The 14450-nt window shown below is 51.8% G+C and carries 13 protein-coding genes and 1 riboswitch; of the genes, 8 read left to right on the top strand and 5 right to left on the bottom strand.

The annotated features are described in order from the left end of the window. Positions 1-37: 37 nt before the first annotated feature. On the bottom strand, positions 38-1432 hold the full coding sequence (locus BMX45_RS26450; RefSeq protein WP_254778293.1) for an amino acid permease: 1395 nt from the start codon (positions 1430-1432) through the stop codon (positions 38-40). Between the two features lie 170 nt (positions 1433-1602). Continuing rightward, positions 1603-1782, bottom strand: a riboswitch (Lysine riboswitch). 119 nt (positions 1783-1901) lie between these two features. Continuing rightward, positions 1902-3032 carry a virulence factor gene (locus BMX45_RS26445; RefSeq protein WP_090913210.1) on the bottom strand — a complete coding sequence of 377 codons (1131 nt, stop codon included), beginning with the start codon at positions 3030-3032 and terminating at the stop codon, positions 1902-1904. Positions 3033-3387: 355 nt separating this feature from the next. On the opposite strand from BMX45_RS26445, the gene BMX45_RS26440 reads away from it, so the two are divergent. The 4 genes from BMX45_RS26440 to BMX45_RS26425 all read left to right on the top strand — a co-directional run bounded on the left by BMX45_RS26440 (position 3388) and on the right by BMX45_RS26425 (position 9102). Beyond that, on the top strand, positions 3388-4740 hold the full coding sequence (locus tag BMX45_RS26440) for a cytochrome ubiquinol oxidase subunit I (protein WP_090913208.1): 1353 nt from the start codon (positions 3388-3390) through the stop codon (positions 4738-4740). Continuing rightward, entirely contained in the window at positions 4737-5768 is a 1032-nt protein-coding gene (locus tag BMX45_RS26435) for a cytochrome d ubiquinol oxidase subunit II (RefSeq protein WP_090913206.1), read from the top strand. The genes BMX45_RS26440 and BMX45_RS26435 overlap by 4 nt, the downstream gene beginning before the upstream one ends. Before the next feature lie 234 nt (positions 5769-6002). Beyond that, positions 6003-7034 (top strand): MBL fold metallo-hydrolase, encoded by a 1032-nt coding sequence (locus BMX45_RS26430; protein ID WP_090913204.1) that lies wholly within the window; start codon positions 6003-6005, stop codon positions 7032-7034. 442 nt (positions 7035-7476) lie between these two features. Beyond that, entirely contained in the window at positions 7477-9102 is a 1626-nt protein-coding gene (locus tag BMX45_RS26425) for an ABC-F family ATP-binding cassette domain-containing protein (protein ID WP_090913202.1), read from the top strand. Positions 9103-9223: 121 nt separating this feature from the next. Here BMX45_RS26425 and BMX45_RS26420 read toward each other — a convergent pair whose 3' ends face one another. Next, positions 9224-9412 (bottom strand): hypothetical protein, encoded by a 189-nt coding sequence (locus BMX45_RS26420; RefSeq protein WP_009594046.1) that lies wholly within the window; start codon positions 9410-9412, stop codon positions 9224-9226. Positions 9413-9630: 218 nt separating this feature from the next. On the opposite strand from BMX45_RS26420, the gene BMX45_RS26415 reads away from it, so the two are divergent. Beyond that, positions 9631-10506: a cation diffusion facilitator family transporter gene (locus tag BMX45_RS26415; protein WP_302847931.1), complete on the top strand. Its 876-nt coding sequence runs from the start codon at positions 9631-9633 to the stop codon at positions 10504-10506. A 108-nt stretch (positions 10507-10614) separates the two neighbouring features. Here BMX45_RS26415 and BMX45_RS26410 read toward each other — a convergent pair whose 3' ends face one another. Further along, the gene (locus tag BMX45_RS26410; RefSeq protein ID WP_090913199.1) at positions 10615-10959 is read right to left on the bottom strand and encodes a hypothetical protein; all 345 of its coding nucleotides are present in this window, start codon (positions 10957-10959) and stop codon (positions 10615-10617) included. A 187-nt stretch (positions 10960-11146) separates the two neighbouring features. Between BMX45_RS26410 and BMX45_RS26405 the strand changes: the two genes are divergently transcribed. The 3 genes from BMX45_RS26405 (at position 11147) to BMX45_RS26395 (ending at position 13993) form a co-directional block, all read left to right on the top strand. After that, the gene (locus tag BMX45_RS26405; protein WP_090913197.1) at positions 11147-11725 is read left to right on the top strand and encodes a hypothetical protein; all 579 of its coding nucleotides are present in this window, start codon (positions 11147-11149) and stop codon (positions 11723-11725) included. Between the two features lie 255 nt (positions 11726-11980). Then, positions 11981-12430, top strand: coding sequence for a MarR family transcriptional regulator (locus BMX45_RS26400; protein WP_090913195.1), 450 nt, complete (start codon positions 11981-11983; stop codon positions 12428-12430). A 57-nt stretch (positions 12431-12487) separates the two neighbouring features. Continuing rightward, positions 12488-13993, top strand: coding sequence for a DHA2 family efflux MFS transporter permease subunit (locus BMX45_RS26395; protein ID WP_090913193.1), 1506 nt, complete (start codon positions 12488-12490; stop codon positions 13991-13993). A 122-nt stretch (positions 13994-14115) separates the two neighbouring features. Here the strand turns inward: BMX45_RS26395 and BMX45_RS26390 are convergent, their stop codons facing one another. Continuing rightward, positions 14116-14280, bottom strand: a complete 165-nt coding sequence (locus tag BMX45_RS26390; RefSeq protein WP_036663891.1) for a DUF1328 domain-containing protein — start codon at positions 14278-14280, stop codon at positions 14116-14118. Between the last annotated feature and the right edge of the window lie 170 nt (positions 14281-14450).

Here is a 14450-nt window from a genome sequence, read left to right as displayed (position 1 = left end):
AATGGGAGGAAGCTGTTTTTTTGCATGTTCGTCTTTATTATGATTTGGCGTTCGTACTCAAATCGCACTCATCCAAAGGTACGATGCGGCTCTTCTTAATCAAGCGGTAGCCGAACCAGATGGAGAGGAACAGCGGAATGCTGACATACGTGGCAATGATCGTTAACCAGTCGATTTCCCCGCTGAAATTGCCTTGACCGATAATGGCCACGAGACAGAGCAGGAAAGCGAAGATGGGGCCGAAGGGGAACCAGCGCGCACGGAACGGAAGATCCTTCAGGTCCTTGCCTTGGGCAACGTAGGCTTTGCGGAAGCGGTAATGACTCACCGCAATCGCCAGCCAGTTAATGAATCCGCACATCCCGGAGGCGTTCAGAAGCCACACGTAAACGACGCCATCGCCGAAGAAGGAGGCCAGGAACGCCAGCATGCCCACGGCGGAGGTTACGATCAGGGCTGCAACCGGCACGCCGCGGCTGTTCAGGCGGCTCAGCCATTTCGGAGCCATGCCCTGCTTCGCCATGGCATACAGGACGCGGGTCGAGGCATACATCCCGGAGTTGCCGGCCGACAGCACGGAGCTGAGAATGACCGCATTCATTACGGAAGCCGCAAACGCAAGGCCGGCTTTCTCAAACACCAGGGTGAATGGGCTGACACCGATATTGTCGACCCCGGATTGAAGCAAGCTCGGATGGGTGTACGGGATCAGCATGCCGATAATAAAAATGGCGAAAATATAGAAGATCAGGATGCGCCAGAAAACCTGACGAATGGCTTTGGGCACATGTTTTCTCGGATTCTCGCTTTCGCCTGCGGCTACCCCGATCAGCTCGGTTCCCTGAAAGGAGAAGCCGGCGGCCATAAATACGCCGACCAGCGCGAAGAATCCGCCGTGTACCGGCCCGTCGCCTAGGCTAAAGTTGCTGAATCCGACCGCTTCGCCGCCAAGAATGCCGAAAATCATCATAACGCCGATGATAAGAAATACAATGACGGTCGCTACTTTAATGATAGCAAACCAATATTCCGATTCCCCGTATCCTTTGGCGGATAGAATGTTTAAGCCGAACATAATCGCCAGGAACAGAAGGCTCCACAGAAATGACGGGCTGTCCGGGAACCAGAACTTGATTATAACCGTCGCCGCCGCAAGCTCGGCGGCAATGGTAACGGCCCAGTTGTACCAGAAGTTCCAGCCGACGGCAAATCCGAAGGCGGGACTGACAAACCGGGAGGCGTAGGTGCTGAATGAGCCGGAATCCGGAAGATACGTAGCGAGTTCGCCCAGGCTGGTCATCAGAAAGTAAACCATGAGGCCTACGGCGGCATAAGCGATAAGCGCTCCGCCCGGACCGGCAGAGGCGATGGCCGTTCCGCTTGCCAGGAACAGGCCCGTACCGATCGATCCGCCAAGGGCGATCATCGTCATATGACGGGCTTTAAAGCTCTGCTTAAGCGAAGCAGCCGGTGCTTTTTTGCGATTCAAGGTCGAACACTCCTTCTATACATTAAGAAATGATATTTAAAATATACCCTGTTAGAACAAAAAGACCGCAGGTCCTATACCTGCGGTCTTGATCGTATCCGCATCATACCCTCCATGAAGATAGCACAACACGGGGAAATCCCCGTGACAGTTCCGTCTCTTTCGACAACGGCCCCAGCACAGGATACAAGAGGATACCCTGCACTTCGGCATTCATGCCTTTCACTGTGCTTCACCGGCTTCTCTTTGCCTCGGCACAACTACTGATCATGTCTGCAACCTCTACCTCATCTTGGATTGATGAGGCTATCTGTATATTCAATTCTAACAAGAGAGTCCTAAGTATAAATCACATTCCATGTCAGAAGCAATGGTTAATTTTTACGGTTCAAGGCGGTTCCCCGCCGCGCGATTACGATTGATTCCGTTTAGCCATTTGCTGCCAGACGGTTCCGGCAGCTTCTTCGCCGGATTCGATGCGCTCCAGCGCCATTCGCGCCTGCAGGCTTACTTCGAATTCCGGATCGTTGGCGGCTTCTTCAAGGGCGGAACGCGCTTCCTCCGTACCAACTTCGTATAGGAAGCGGGCTGCACGCCAGCGAACGATCTTGCTGCTGTCTTTGAGCGATTCGACCATGACCGGGGTAGCGGCGGCATCGCCGATATCGGACAAGGTATCTCCAGCGGTACGGCGAACGGCCGGCGTTTCGTCGCGCATGGCTTCATACAGGAGCTCCATCGCTTCAGGCGTCCGAAGGTCGCCCAAGTACACAACGACGAGCCGGCGGATCTGCATCTTCGGATCCCGAAGCGCTTTGCGAAGAAGCGGAAGGTGTTTCTCCGTCGGCTCCAGCGCATCCAAAGCGGCATAACGCACGCGCCAGTCCTCATCCTGCATCGCGGCCTCGGTTTCCTCGTCCGTCAGCTTCCGGCGCTGCTCGACGAAATCCTCGTCGCTGGCACCGTGGGCAATCGCCTGGGCAATGACCTTATCGAGGCGCTCCTGCGGGAATGCGGCTTCCAGCTCTTGCTCCACGTCACGGGCGATGTCGGCAAGCTGGCCGTAGCGTACGCCGTACTCCTTGAGCTTGCGTTCCTTGATAAGCGTCGAAGTCCCTACGGCGGCTACGGCTTGGGAGAAGCGCTCCGACAGACCGATACGTTCTTCCTGATTCCCGCTTTTGACACGAATCTGCATCGGAATGTTGCGGAAATATTGCACGAACACTTGGGCTTCCCCAAATGCGATATCATCCGCGCCTTCCTTGAGTCCGGCGGCGAGCCCCTCCTGGCCGAATATTTCCTGAACGGCGCCCAGAATGGAAGGCCAATCGGCGTTGCCTTTACGGTCGAGCGCGATGAAATCGAGGGTGTGGAACACGCTCTTTACGCCAGGGATATGGAGCAGCTGCCTGATCCAGGGAGGAGCCGACCGTTCGTTGTCTAGTGTATATGTTCTGCGAATTCCGGACTCCAGGGTTTCGTCAAGATGAAGCATCATGGAGTTCGGGCTCGGGGTTGGTTCAATGAATGTAATTTTCATGGGTTTTATCGCCTCCTTATCCTCTTATTGTACCTCTTTTCCATGCCGGAAAAAACATCATGCACAGGATTCCAACAAATTGACCGGACTTTGGATAAAAAGAGGAAGGGATTGTAAAACTGATAATGTTGGATGGAATTCATTCATGCTTTTCAAAGAATGACGGCGAAGGGCGGCACCCCTTGCAGGAAGTCCGAAATACATAAGGGAGGCTAGGCTGTCGATGTACAGGAAGCAGGAGAAAAAGCTAGCGATTCTATGCTTTATCGTGGCGGCCATTATGCTGTACGGAGCCGTGAAAGGATATATACGCTACATGCATCATTTTGGATAACGCACCCGAGGAGTGAACCTGATGTCATCACTGGATCCAGTATTGATGAGCCGGATACTGACCGGACTGACCCTGTTTGTACATATTGTTCTGGCAACCATCGGCGTCGGGATTCCCATTATGCTGGCCCTGGCGGAATGGAGGGGGATCCGGACGGGGGACGACCATTATACCTTGCTCGCCAGGCGCTGGGCGCGGGGATATGTGATTACCGTGGCTGTTGGCGTCGTGACAGGAACCGCCATCGGATTGCAGCTCAGCCTGCTGTGGCCCACCTTTATGCGCGTAGCCGGTAAGGCCATCGCGCTGCCGCTGTTCATGGAAACCTTCGCTTTTTTTGTGGAGGCGATCTTTCTTGGCATTTATCTCTATACGTGGGATCGGTTCAAAAACAAATGGACCCACTTGCTGCTGTTGATTCCCGTGGCGATCGGCTCCTCCGCTTCTGCATTCTTTATCACAAGCATGAATGCATTTATGAACCAGCCGCAGGGCTTTGAGCTGGTGGACGGGGTGTTTACGAACGTGAATCCGTTCGTGGCCATGTTCAATCCGGCGACGCCGACCAAGGTGAGCCATGTGCTGGCGTCGGCGTTTACGACAAGCGCTGCGGCGCTGGCCAGCATCGCGGCTTTCAGCTTGCTTCGGGGAAGCAGGCACGTCTATTTTAAGAAAGCGTTGAAGCTTACCGTCGTTTCCACCTTCGTTTTTGCCGTGGCCACCGTGATGATTGGAGACTTTTCCGGCAAATTCCTGGCCAAATACCAGCCCGAGAAATTGGCGGCCGCCGAGTGGCATTTTGAGACGATGACCGAAGCCCCGCTCATTTACGGCGGCTTTCTGGATGAGAATAACGAAATCAAGTATGCGTTAAAGATTCCGTACGCGCTTAGCATACTGGCGGGGAACAGCCCCAGTACGGAGGTTATCGGCCTGAATGAATTTCCGGAGAACGAGAGACCGCCCATGTCCGTGCATTATTTTTTTGATTTGAAGGTGACCAGCGGTGCCGTGATTGTTCTGATTCCCCTCTTGTATATGTTCCGAAGGAAACTTCCTGGCAAAAAGCCTTATCCAAAGTGGCTGCTGCTCAGTATATTGGCTTTAGGGCCTCTATCGATGTCAGCCATATGGCTGGGCTGGTTCCTTGCCGAGATCGGAAGGCAGCCGTGGATTGTGCGGGGATATATGAAGGTATCGGATGCGGCGACCACTTCATCGAGCGTCGGCTGGATGCTGGTGCTGTTTATTCTACTGTATTTGGTCTTGTCCGTATCCGCCATCCGCGTGCTGAGCCAGTTGTTCCGGAATAAAAGCGCGGAAGAGGAAATCCGGCTGCTGGGACTCGAAATCGAAGGAGGAGACCGCAGGTGAGCTATGCCATGGTAGCCATAACCGTTCTTTGGACGTTCCTGTTCGGGTATTTGCTGGTGGCCTCGATTGATTTCGGTGCCGGCTTCTTCAGCTTCTATAGCGTGCTTACCGGACATGAGAACAAGATTCACAACATCATCCAGCGATATCTGTCCCCCGTATGGGAAGTGACCAATGTGTTCCTGATCTTTTTTGTGGTCGGACTCGTCGGATTCTTTCCCGATGCGGCTTATTACTATGGTACCGCGCTGCTTGTCCCGGGCAGCTTGGCGCTAGTGCTGCTCGCCATCCGAGGCGCTTACTACGCCTATCATACGTATGGCAGCCAGACGGGCAACAATCTCGTATACATGGGACTATACGGAGCGACCGGGCTGCTTATTCCTGCCGCTTTGTCGACGATATTGGCCATATCCGAAGGCGGCATCATCTATATGGACGGCGGGAAGGTCGAGCTTCATTGGTACACGTTCTTCACGAATCCGTACACGTGGTCGGTCATTCTGCTTGCCCTTGTCAGCGTTCTGTACATCTCGGCGATGTTTCTGTCCTATTACGCGCAGCGTGCCGGGGATGAGGTGGCGTTCGGCGTGGTCCGGAGTTATGCACTAGGGTGGAGCGGGCCGACGATCCTGGCTTCGGTGTTCGCGTTTTTCCAGATCAATCATCAAAATCCGGTGCATTTTGGGCAAATGCTGGATATCGCCTGGATGTTTATCGCATCGTTTGTCTGCTTTGTGATCGCGGTATACCTCGTGTGGAAACGCATCCGCCTTGGCATCGCATTTATCATGGTCATGCTTCAATTCGCTTTTGCCTGGTACGGATATGGTCGCTCGCATCTGCCGTACATTCTCTATGATTATATCCACATTCATGAGAGCATCACCAACGATACGATGGCCATCGCTTTGATTACCGCGTTTATTCTCGGCTTCTGCGTGCTGGTGCCTTCCCTGATCCTGCTGATGCGATTGTTTTTGTTCGATGCGAACTACATTCGCGGCAAATCCGCGAAGAAGGGGTGAGGCAGGTGGAGGACTTTGGCATTTTCATAGCACCGCTGCTCACGGTACTGGCTGCCGTAGCCTTTATGGCGATTTACGTCATCAAGTATAAAGACCCTTCGGATTGAGGGATGGACAAAATAAAGCCGGGTTGTTTCGCCATGAATCATTCGGTGTAAAAAGAACAACAAAGCGCAAAGTTGAGCGGATAGCTCAATACGGGTAAAATACAGGGTAATGGAAGGAGGAGGCGGCATGCCAAGAATTCGCTATAACAATATCGATAACGTCAGCACGGACAAAACGCTTAAACAGTTCAAGCAGTGGCGCGACGAACGTCGTCAGAAGAAGAAGGATTATTCCTACTGCATTCCGAACCTGACGCCGGATCTTCAGTATTTGCATAGCAACCGGCACGAAACCTCCGTTACCTGGATCGGGCACGCCACGTTCTTCATCCAATATGAAGGCATGAATATTGTGACTGATCCCGTATGGGCGCGGAGAATGGGGTTTAATAAGCGCCTTGGGGAACCTGGACTTCCCATTCATGAGATTCCCCCGATCGATGTCATTTTGATATCGCATTCCCACTATGACCATATGCATGTTTCCTCGATCCGTAAGCTGTACCGTGCGGACACCACCATCATTGTACCGGTTGGTCTGCGTCGGAAAATGATCAATAAAGGCTTTCGCCGCGTGATCGAACTGCAGTGGTGGGAATCGGTCGCCATAAAAGGCGTGAAATTCTCCTTCGTGCCGACACAGCATTGGACGCGGCGCACACCCTTTGATACGAATACGTCCCATTGGGGAGGATTCGTGATGGAGCCCGTGCTGCAGGATGGAAAGACGGATTCGAGTTCTTCCGATGAATTGCCGTGCGATAACGAACCCGTCGCAGAGGACGGCACCCGGCTGCTTCCGCCGAATTTGTATTTTGCCGGAGACAGCGGTTATTTCGAGGGCTTTAAGCTGATCGGCGAACGATTTAACATTCACCTCGCTTTAATGCCGATCGGGGCATACGAGCCGGAGTGGTTCATGACGTCTCAGCACGTCAATCCGGAAGAGGCGCTGCAGGCGTTTCAGGACGTGAAGGCGGAGACGATGATTCCGATGCATTACGGGACCTTCAAGCTGGCCGATGATACGGCCAGGGAAGCGCTGGACCGGATGGAAGCGGAACGAAAGCGGCTCGGGATTGCCAAGGAGCGGATTCGCGTGTTGAAGTACGGGGAAACCTTCAAGGTTCAGCCGGAACGAAGAAGCGTGACTTCGTAACAGAAACCCGGAAGCGATTCTGATCGGCATACACACTACAGACTGCCTAAAAAGGCCCGAAAGGTCGTAACCTTTCGGGCCCATTTATTTAGTTGCTACTCATCGTCATCGTTTAGGGCCAAATGCCGACCGTTCTTGCGAAGCAGCGCTTTTCTTAGCCGACTTCACGGGATCGTCAATCGATTCTCGGTGAAGTCTATGGTAAGACAGCGGATCCGGCCTGACTGCTTTCTTTTAATTAATAGAAACGCCTCGGTTCTATGAAACTGGGAAATAAGATAATCTTTGATCGTCGGCCTCCTGTGGCTGGTCAGCATGAAATGGCCCGTGCAGGAGGTTATATTTGTTTAAAACCGTTTTATATCGTCCAGAAGCTTCGATAACCGCCGTACTTATGCTATAATGTGCTGAAACCAATAGTGATAAAGGATGGTAATGCTTAATGATCAGTACAAGCGGCGTAACGCTCCGCTATGGCAAACGAGCACTATTTGAAGATGTCAATATAAAATTCACCCCGGGCAACTGCTACGGCCTCATCGGCGCTAACGGGGCGGGTAAGTCTACATTTCTGAAAATCCTCTCCGGCGAGATTGAACCGAACTCAGGCGAGGTTCATATGACTCCCAACGAACGGATGGCGGTTCTGAAGCAGAACCACTATGAATATGACCAGTATCCGGTTCTGGAGACGGTCATCATGGGTCATGCCAGACTGTATACCATCATGAAAGAGAAGGATGCGCTGTATGCAAAAGCCGACTTCTCCGAAGAAGACGGCATGCGTGCGGGTGAGCTGGAAGGCGAATTCGCCGAGCTGAACGGATGGGATGCCGAGCCGGATGCGGCTGCGCTCCTGATCGGCCTGGGTATTCCGCGTGAGCTGCACGACAAGAAGATGTCGGAGCTGAGCGGCAACGAAAAGGTCCGCGTTCTCTTGGCCCAAGCATTGTTCGGCCGGCCGCATAACCTGCTGCTCGATGAGCCTACCAACCACTTGGACCTCGAATCGATTCAGTGGCTCGAGAATTTCCTGATGGATTATGAAGGCACCGTTATCGTGGTATCCCATGACCGTCACTTCTTGAACAAGGTATGTACGCATATTGCGGATATCGATTTCGGCAAAATCCAGCTGTATGTCGGCAACTACGACTTCTGGTATGAATCCAGCCAGCTGGCCCTCGCGCTCCAGCGCGAATCCAACAAGAAGAAGGAAGAGAAGATCAAGGAGCTTCAAGCCTTCATTCAGCGCTTCTCCGCGAATGCTTCGAAATCGAAGCAAGCGACATCCCGGAAGAAGCAGCTCGATAAAATTACGCTGGACGATATCCGTCCATCCAACCGTAAATATCCGTTCCTCAACTTCAAGCCTGAACGCGAAGCCGGCAAGCAATTGCTGACCGTGGACAGCCTGACGAAAAGCGTGGAAGGCGAGAAAGTGCTGGACAACGTGAGTTTTGTCGTGAATAAAGGTGACAAAATTGCGTTTGTCGGGCCAAACGGCTTGCCGAAAACGACCTTGTTCCAGGTCATCACCGGCGAAACCGAAGCGGAAGCCGGCGAATACAGCTGGGGCGTAACCACGACCCAAGCGTATTTCCCGAAAGACAATTCGGCTTATTTCGACGGAGTCGACCTGAATCTCGTGGAATGGCTGCGCCAATATTCCAAGGATCAGGACGAAACGTTCCTGCGCGGATTCCTTGGCCGCATGCTGTTCTCGGGGGAGGAAGCGTTGAAGAAAGCCAGCGTATTGTCCGGAGGCGAGAAGGTTCGCTGCATGCTGGCCAAAATGATGCTGAACGGGGCGAACGTGCTGATCTTCGATGAGCCGACCAACCACTTGGATCTGGAGTCCATCACGGCGCTCAACAACGGCCTGATCGATTTCGACGGAACGATTCTGTTCACCTCGCATGACCATCAGTTCATTCAGACGATTGCCAACCGGATTATCGAGATTACGCCTAACGGCATCATCGACCGCAGCATGAGTTATGACGAGTATCTGGAGAGTGAAGAGATCAAGGGGCTTCGCGAAAGCATGTACCCGGTTGAAGTTTAAAAAATTAGCGGCGGGATGATGGCGACAAGCTGTCATCCCGCCTTTTTTATTCAATAAAAATGCTGCACCTCCCGGGTATGGGAGGTGCAGCATTTTTTGGCGCGCGTTACGGATCGGTTCTTTACGAACCGCCGGTACGACGACGCTGGTTGTTTGGTTTTTTGTTGTTTTGGCTTTTCATTTTTTGCGCTGAACCGGCTTGGAATTGTCCCGGCTTGTTCGCGGATGTATTTTGCTGTTTCTTTTGTTCCAGCTTTTGCTTGATCGCATCAGCCAAATTCACTTTGCGTGGCTCATTATTCTCGGGCATAGAAATCACCTCTTCGTGTTCGCTTGTCCTCATTTTATTCGTTTTTAAATCGTCCGGCAAGGGTAACAATGATTAATACCATTCTCTACGTCCAGAGTTCTTTGACCGAAGCAATTATGTTTCTCTAGACCCACACGAAAGAACTTTGCTAGGATTAAATATGGATAATGATGGATATCGCTTGAAGCTTGCACGGAGCAAGCAAAGGAGAGACGCGTATAGTGAATGCCTATGATAATATCAAACAAGGGGAGCGAGGGGCCTGGATCAGCATTGCGGCATATCTCGTGTTGTCATCGTTTAAAATATTCTGCGGATACTTGTTTGCATCCAGTGCTTTGCTTGCCGACGGTTTTAACAACCTGACGGATATCGTGGCATCGCTCGCCGTATTGATCGGGCTGCGGATTTCCCAAAAGCCGCCGGATTCCGATCATGCGTACGGACACTTGAGGGCGGAGACGATCGCGGCGCTGGTTGCATCCTTCATCATGGCGGTCGTGGGTATCCAAGTGCTGGTTGAAGCCGTCCGTTCTTTTTTTGAAGGCTCCAAGGAAGTGCCGAATTTATGGTCTGCCGGCGTAGCCGGCATCTGTGCCGTTGCGATGCTGGGCGTATATCGTTACAATCGGAACCTTGCGCGGCGCATCGAGAACCAGGCGCTGATGGCAGCGGCCAAGGACAACTTGTCCGATGCGCTCGTCAGCGTAGGGGCCGCGGTCGGCATCATTGGCGCACAATTCGGCCTGCCCTGGCTGGATACCGTGGCGGCTGTAGCGGTTGGCGTCATTATTTGCAAAACGGCTTGGGAAATATTCAGGGATTGTACCTATAGCCTCACGGACGGCTTTGATGAAAACCGTTTGTCGGATTTGCGCAGCACGATTGCCCGTACGCCCGGTGTCGAGGGAATCAAGGATATGAAAGCCCGAATCCACGGCAATCATGTACTGGTGGATGTCGTCATCGAGGTAGATCCGGATATCAGCGTTCTGGAGGGCCATCAGATCAGTGACCGCATCGAGGAGCAGATGGAGAAGATTCACAATATTATGAGCGTCCATATTCATGTGGAGCCTAAGGAATCCTCCTAAGGGGAACCGAATGTGCAGGTATACAAATGGCAGGCCAAGATTCTCTTGACCTGCCATTTAACATGCCGGGGTACATGAAGGCTCATGAAGTCCGGCAGTCATACATGATTACTCTACGTAAATCCAAGCTTTACCGAGCCATGTATACACTTCAATCCATTCCCCGCCAAACACGACATCCGTTCGATTACCGGTTGTGTCTATTTTTTGCGGAGCCAAGGCACCAAGCTTTTCGCCGTTTGGAGCGTTATAGAAGTAAGTTCTTTCCGAAATCTCAATCATAGGTGTAGGCACAAGTACAACTTCTTCAGGTTTGATAATAGGCTCCTCCGTCGAGATGGGGGCCGGAGCAGAAGTGTCGGATACCGTCCCGTTAATCGGATCTGCGCTTGCTACGGCGGTCAGGGACAGGGTGAGTGCTAGGGCTGCAGTAATGCTTAGCGTTTTTTTCATGGAATGATTCCTCCTTGGGACCGAAGTAATATTTGACAATATCGTAATAACCACCATTTGGATGTTTTGAACCAAGAAAGTTGGGTACAATTCTCAAATCGTGACAAGTTTCCCGGATTCCTATATACTTTGGGGATGGGAAAGCCCTGCTCCAGCAGGGAAACCCTTAGGGAGGGGGGATCTTTGGATGGTACGCCGAAAGAAACGAGCCGGGCGATTCCTATTGGGAGTACTTGTCTTGTTGCTTGTGATCATCGGTGCGGCAGTCTGGTTTGTTTATCCTACGCAATCCCTGGACATGCGCTATCGATCCGTTGATTTCAAGGACAAATTAATGACCATGGTGTCGAACCGGGATACCCGCATGAAACTAAGCACGGAAGAAGTCGGGGAACTCAGCAAGAAGAACATGGTAAAATATATGAGCACCCATGATCTTGGCGTCGATATAACCGGTGCCGATTTCGTAATGAACGGTACCACCATGTCAGCTAGCATGAACGGTAAATGGGGAATCGTTCCATTTGGTGCCGTTTTGCGCTTTCAGATGTCAGCCGAGGGCAGTTATCTTCACCTGACGCATGAATCGACAACGATTCGTGGCGTTGAGATTCCGCTGAATGTGTTCCGGCTTGAGCCCATTCAAATTTCGCTGAAGGACTATTTGCCAGAGTTGGTAACCGTGAAGAATGTTAAGTTTCTATCCGATGGGCTGGAATTGAACTTTACGATGGATTGGATGTCGATTCCTTCGCTGTTTAAGTAAAGCGAGAGAATCGGCTAAAGACTCAGACAAGGAAACGACGTCTGGGTCTTTTTGCATTTCAGTTCATGAAACGACATTATTTTCAGAAAACAATTATGAAAAAAATATATATGTAAACATTGACACTGAAATGATCCCCTACTATAATCAGTAAATGTTTAGAAATAAATGTTTTAGTACTAAAGTATTTAGAGGCGAAGGAGAGGGTGTCTCTATTGAAGGAGTGCTGGACCATTAAAGGAGTGTAAAAAATACATGTCCATGCGGAATGAAATTCTGGAGTTGGAGATGCTATTTAAGAAGATGCTTCGGACTGTGCAGAATGAATGGCAGAAGGAGGGGTTCCCTAAACTGGGGAGAACCCAGTATACCGCCTTGGAGAAGCTCCACGAACAGGGTGCTCTGAGATTGTCTGACTTGGCGGATTCCATTCATGTGACGTGCGGTGCGGTCACGGGCATATCCGATAAATTGATCGAGGGCGGATTCGCGCGCCGCGTAAGGGATACAATCGACCGCAGGGTCATCCATCTGGAGATTACGCCGCTCGGGCGGGAGCTGATCGAGCAGTTGGCCAAGAAACGCGCCGAGCTTAGCGATTTGTTATATGGTTTTCTAACAGATGAAGAGGTTAAGCAGTTGAGTTCCCTGTACCGCAAAATTTTGTCGAATGTTGAGTCTATCCAAGGTCAGCTGTCCACATAGAACAGAACAAAGATGCTATTGATATGAACTTACTTAGAAAGAGAGTGAAAGTTTCCGATGAATACCCATACTGCTGCTCGCCCCGGCGAGCCTGTCAAGAAAGGCCCCATCATTGCCGCATTAATGATTGGCGCATTTGTCGCCATTCTTAACCAGACTTTGATGAATGTTGCTCTGCCGAGCATCATGGAAAATTTAAGCATCAAACCGACGGTAGCCCAGTGGCTGACCACCGGCTTTATGCTGGTGAATGGGGTGCTCATTCCCGTTACCGCCTACCTGATTGCGCGATTCTCGACCAGGCAGCTGTTCATCAGCGCCATGACGCTGTTTACGATCGGCACCTTGCTGTGTGCCATCAGCCCTAACTTCGCATTCCTTCTAACCGGACGCCTCGTTCAGGCAGCGGGTGCTGGAATTCTCATGCCGCTTATGACCGTCGTATTTCTGAACATTTTCCCTATCGAGAACCGCGGTAAAGCCATGGGGATGATGGGGATCGCCATGATTTTTGCTCCTGCGATCGGACCTACGCTTTCCGGATATATCGTGGAGCATTACGATTGGCGCGTGCTGTTCTACATGATCCTGCCTTTTTCCGTTATCGCTACGTTAATCGGGGTCTTCTTCCTCAAAAATGTGACGGAGGTCAGCAGGCCCAAGCTGGACATGATCGCCGTCATTTTGTCGACGCTCGGCTTCGGCGGCTTGCTCTACGGGTTCAGTGACGCCGGGAACGACGGCTGGTCGAGCACGCCGGTTGTGATGACCCTTGCGGTCGGCACGGTTGCCCTCATCCTGTTTGTATGGCGGGAAATGAAGGCCGATAATCCGATGCTGGAATTCCGTATATTTAAGTACAACATGTTTACGTTAACGACCTTGATCAATGTCATCGTCACGATGGCGATGTATGCCGGGATGATCCTGCTGCCGATTTATCTGCAGCAGATTCGCGGATTTACGCCAGTGGAATCCGGACTGCTCATGCTTCCCGGCGCGATTCTGATGGGGATTATGTCACCCATCACGGGCGCGATATTCGATAAGGTTGGCGCAAGATGGCTGGCTGTTATCGGTCTGGCGATTACAGTCATTACGACGTGGGAGTTCAGTAATCTGACCGAAACGATGTCTTACGGCCAGATCATGATTATCTACACGGCCCGCATGTTCGGTATGTCGATGCTCATGATGCCGATTCAGACCGCGGGACTGAATCAGCTGCCGCGGAGCTTGAACGCCCATGGTACGGCCATGTCGAATACACTCCGCATGGTTTCCGGCTCGATCGGAACCGCCATTCTCGTTACCGTCATGTCCACCCAGGCGGAGAGCCGAGGAGAAGCCTTGATGCAGTCAGGGCTGTTTGATCCGAAGAATCAGGCCGACCTGCTTAAGCTGGGCAACGAAGCAACGATTTATGGCATTAACTATGCCTTTGTTATTGCCACCTGGATCAGCGTGGTTTCCTTGATTCTGGCTTTCTTCATCAAGAAGACGAAGCCGGCGGAAGAGCCGAAGGCAGCCGGAAGCCGGGAGGCTGCAGCAACGAACGCTTAAGCCGCCTCAAATTCAAGCACGCCATAAAAAGGGTGTCCCATCCGTTTAACAACGGAGGGACACCCTTTTTTACGTTCCTATGTGTATATTCAATGCACGGGCTTTAACAACATGTGACGCCGTCACATACTTCGTCTGCGTCCGGTAAAGAGAGAGATCACAAACAGGACAACGAAGACGAAGAACAGAACCTTCGCGATACTGGCTGCAGCCTCAACGATGCCGAAGAAGCCGAAGATCCCTGCAATCAGTGCAACCACCAGAAAAATTACGGACCATTTTAACATCATATTCACCCTGCTTTCCTCATCGATTTTATTGGATATACGGCATGTCATCGCATGCTGCTCCAAGGTAAGGAGCTCTTATCCAATTTGAAGATCGGTAGGGGCCATCGGCGTTGCCGCAGCGCCCTTCGTAGTGTTCTTTAACCGGGGCGGCAGGGGATGAAACAAGC

The sequence above is a fragment of the Paenibacillus sp. cl141a genome (assembly GCF_900109305.1).
In the GTDB taxonomy this organism is placed as follows: Bacteria; Bacillota; Bacilli; order Paenibacillales; family Paenibacillaceae; genus Paenibacillus_AQ; species Paenibacillus_AQ lautus_A.
This window is presented reverse-complemented; position numbering and strand designations above follow the sequence as displayed.

Bases quoted from the DNA above. Each gene is read 5' to 3' on its own strand.
- BMX45_RS26450 (WP_254778293.1), bottom strand. From the start codon at position 1,432: ATGACGATGATCGCCCTTGGCGGATCGATCGGTACGGGCCTGTTCCTG.
- BMX45_RS26445 (WP_090913210.1), bottom strand. From the start codon at position 3,032: ATGAAAATTACATTCATTGAACCAACCCCGAGCCCGAACTCCATGATG.
- BMX45_RS26440 (WP_090913208.1), top strand. From the start codon at position 3,388: ATGTCATCACTGGATCCAGTATTGATGAGCCGGATACTGACCGGACTG.
- BMX45_RS26430 (WP_090913204.1), top strand. From the start codon at position 6,003: ATGCCAAGAATTCGCTATAACAATATCGATAACGTCAGCACGGACAAA.
- BMX45_RS26425 (WP_090913202.1), top strand. From the start codon at position 7,477: ATGATCAGTACAAGCGGCGTAACGCTCCGCTATGGCAAACGAGCACTA.
- BMX45_RS26420 (WP_009594046.1), bottom strand. From the start codon at position 9,412: ATGCCCGAGAATAATGAGCCACGCAAAGTGAATTTGGCTGATGCGATC.
- BMX45_RS26410 (WP_090913199.1), bottom strand. From the start codon at position 10,959: ATGAAAAAAACGCTAAGCATTACTGCAGCCCTAGCACTCACCCTGTCC.
- BMX45_RS26405 (WP_090913197.1), top strand. From the start codon at position 11,147: ATGGTACGCCGAAAGAAACGAGCCGGGCGATTCCTATTGGGAGTACTT.
- BMX45_RS26400 (WP_090913195.1), top strand. From the start codon at position 11,981: ATGTCCATGCGGAATGAAATTCTGGAGTTGGAGATGCTATTTAAGAAG.
- BMX45_RS26395 (WP_090913193.1), top strand. From the start codon at position 12,488: ATGAATACCCATACTGCTGCTCGCCCCGGCGAGCCTGTCAAGAAAGGC.
- BMX45_RS26390 (WP_036663891.1), bottom strand. From the start codon at position 14,280: ATGTTAAAATGGTCCGTAATTTTTCTGGTGGTTGCACTGATTGCAGGG.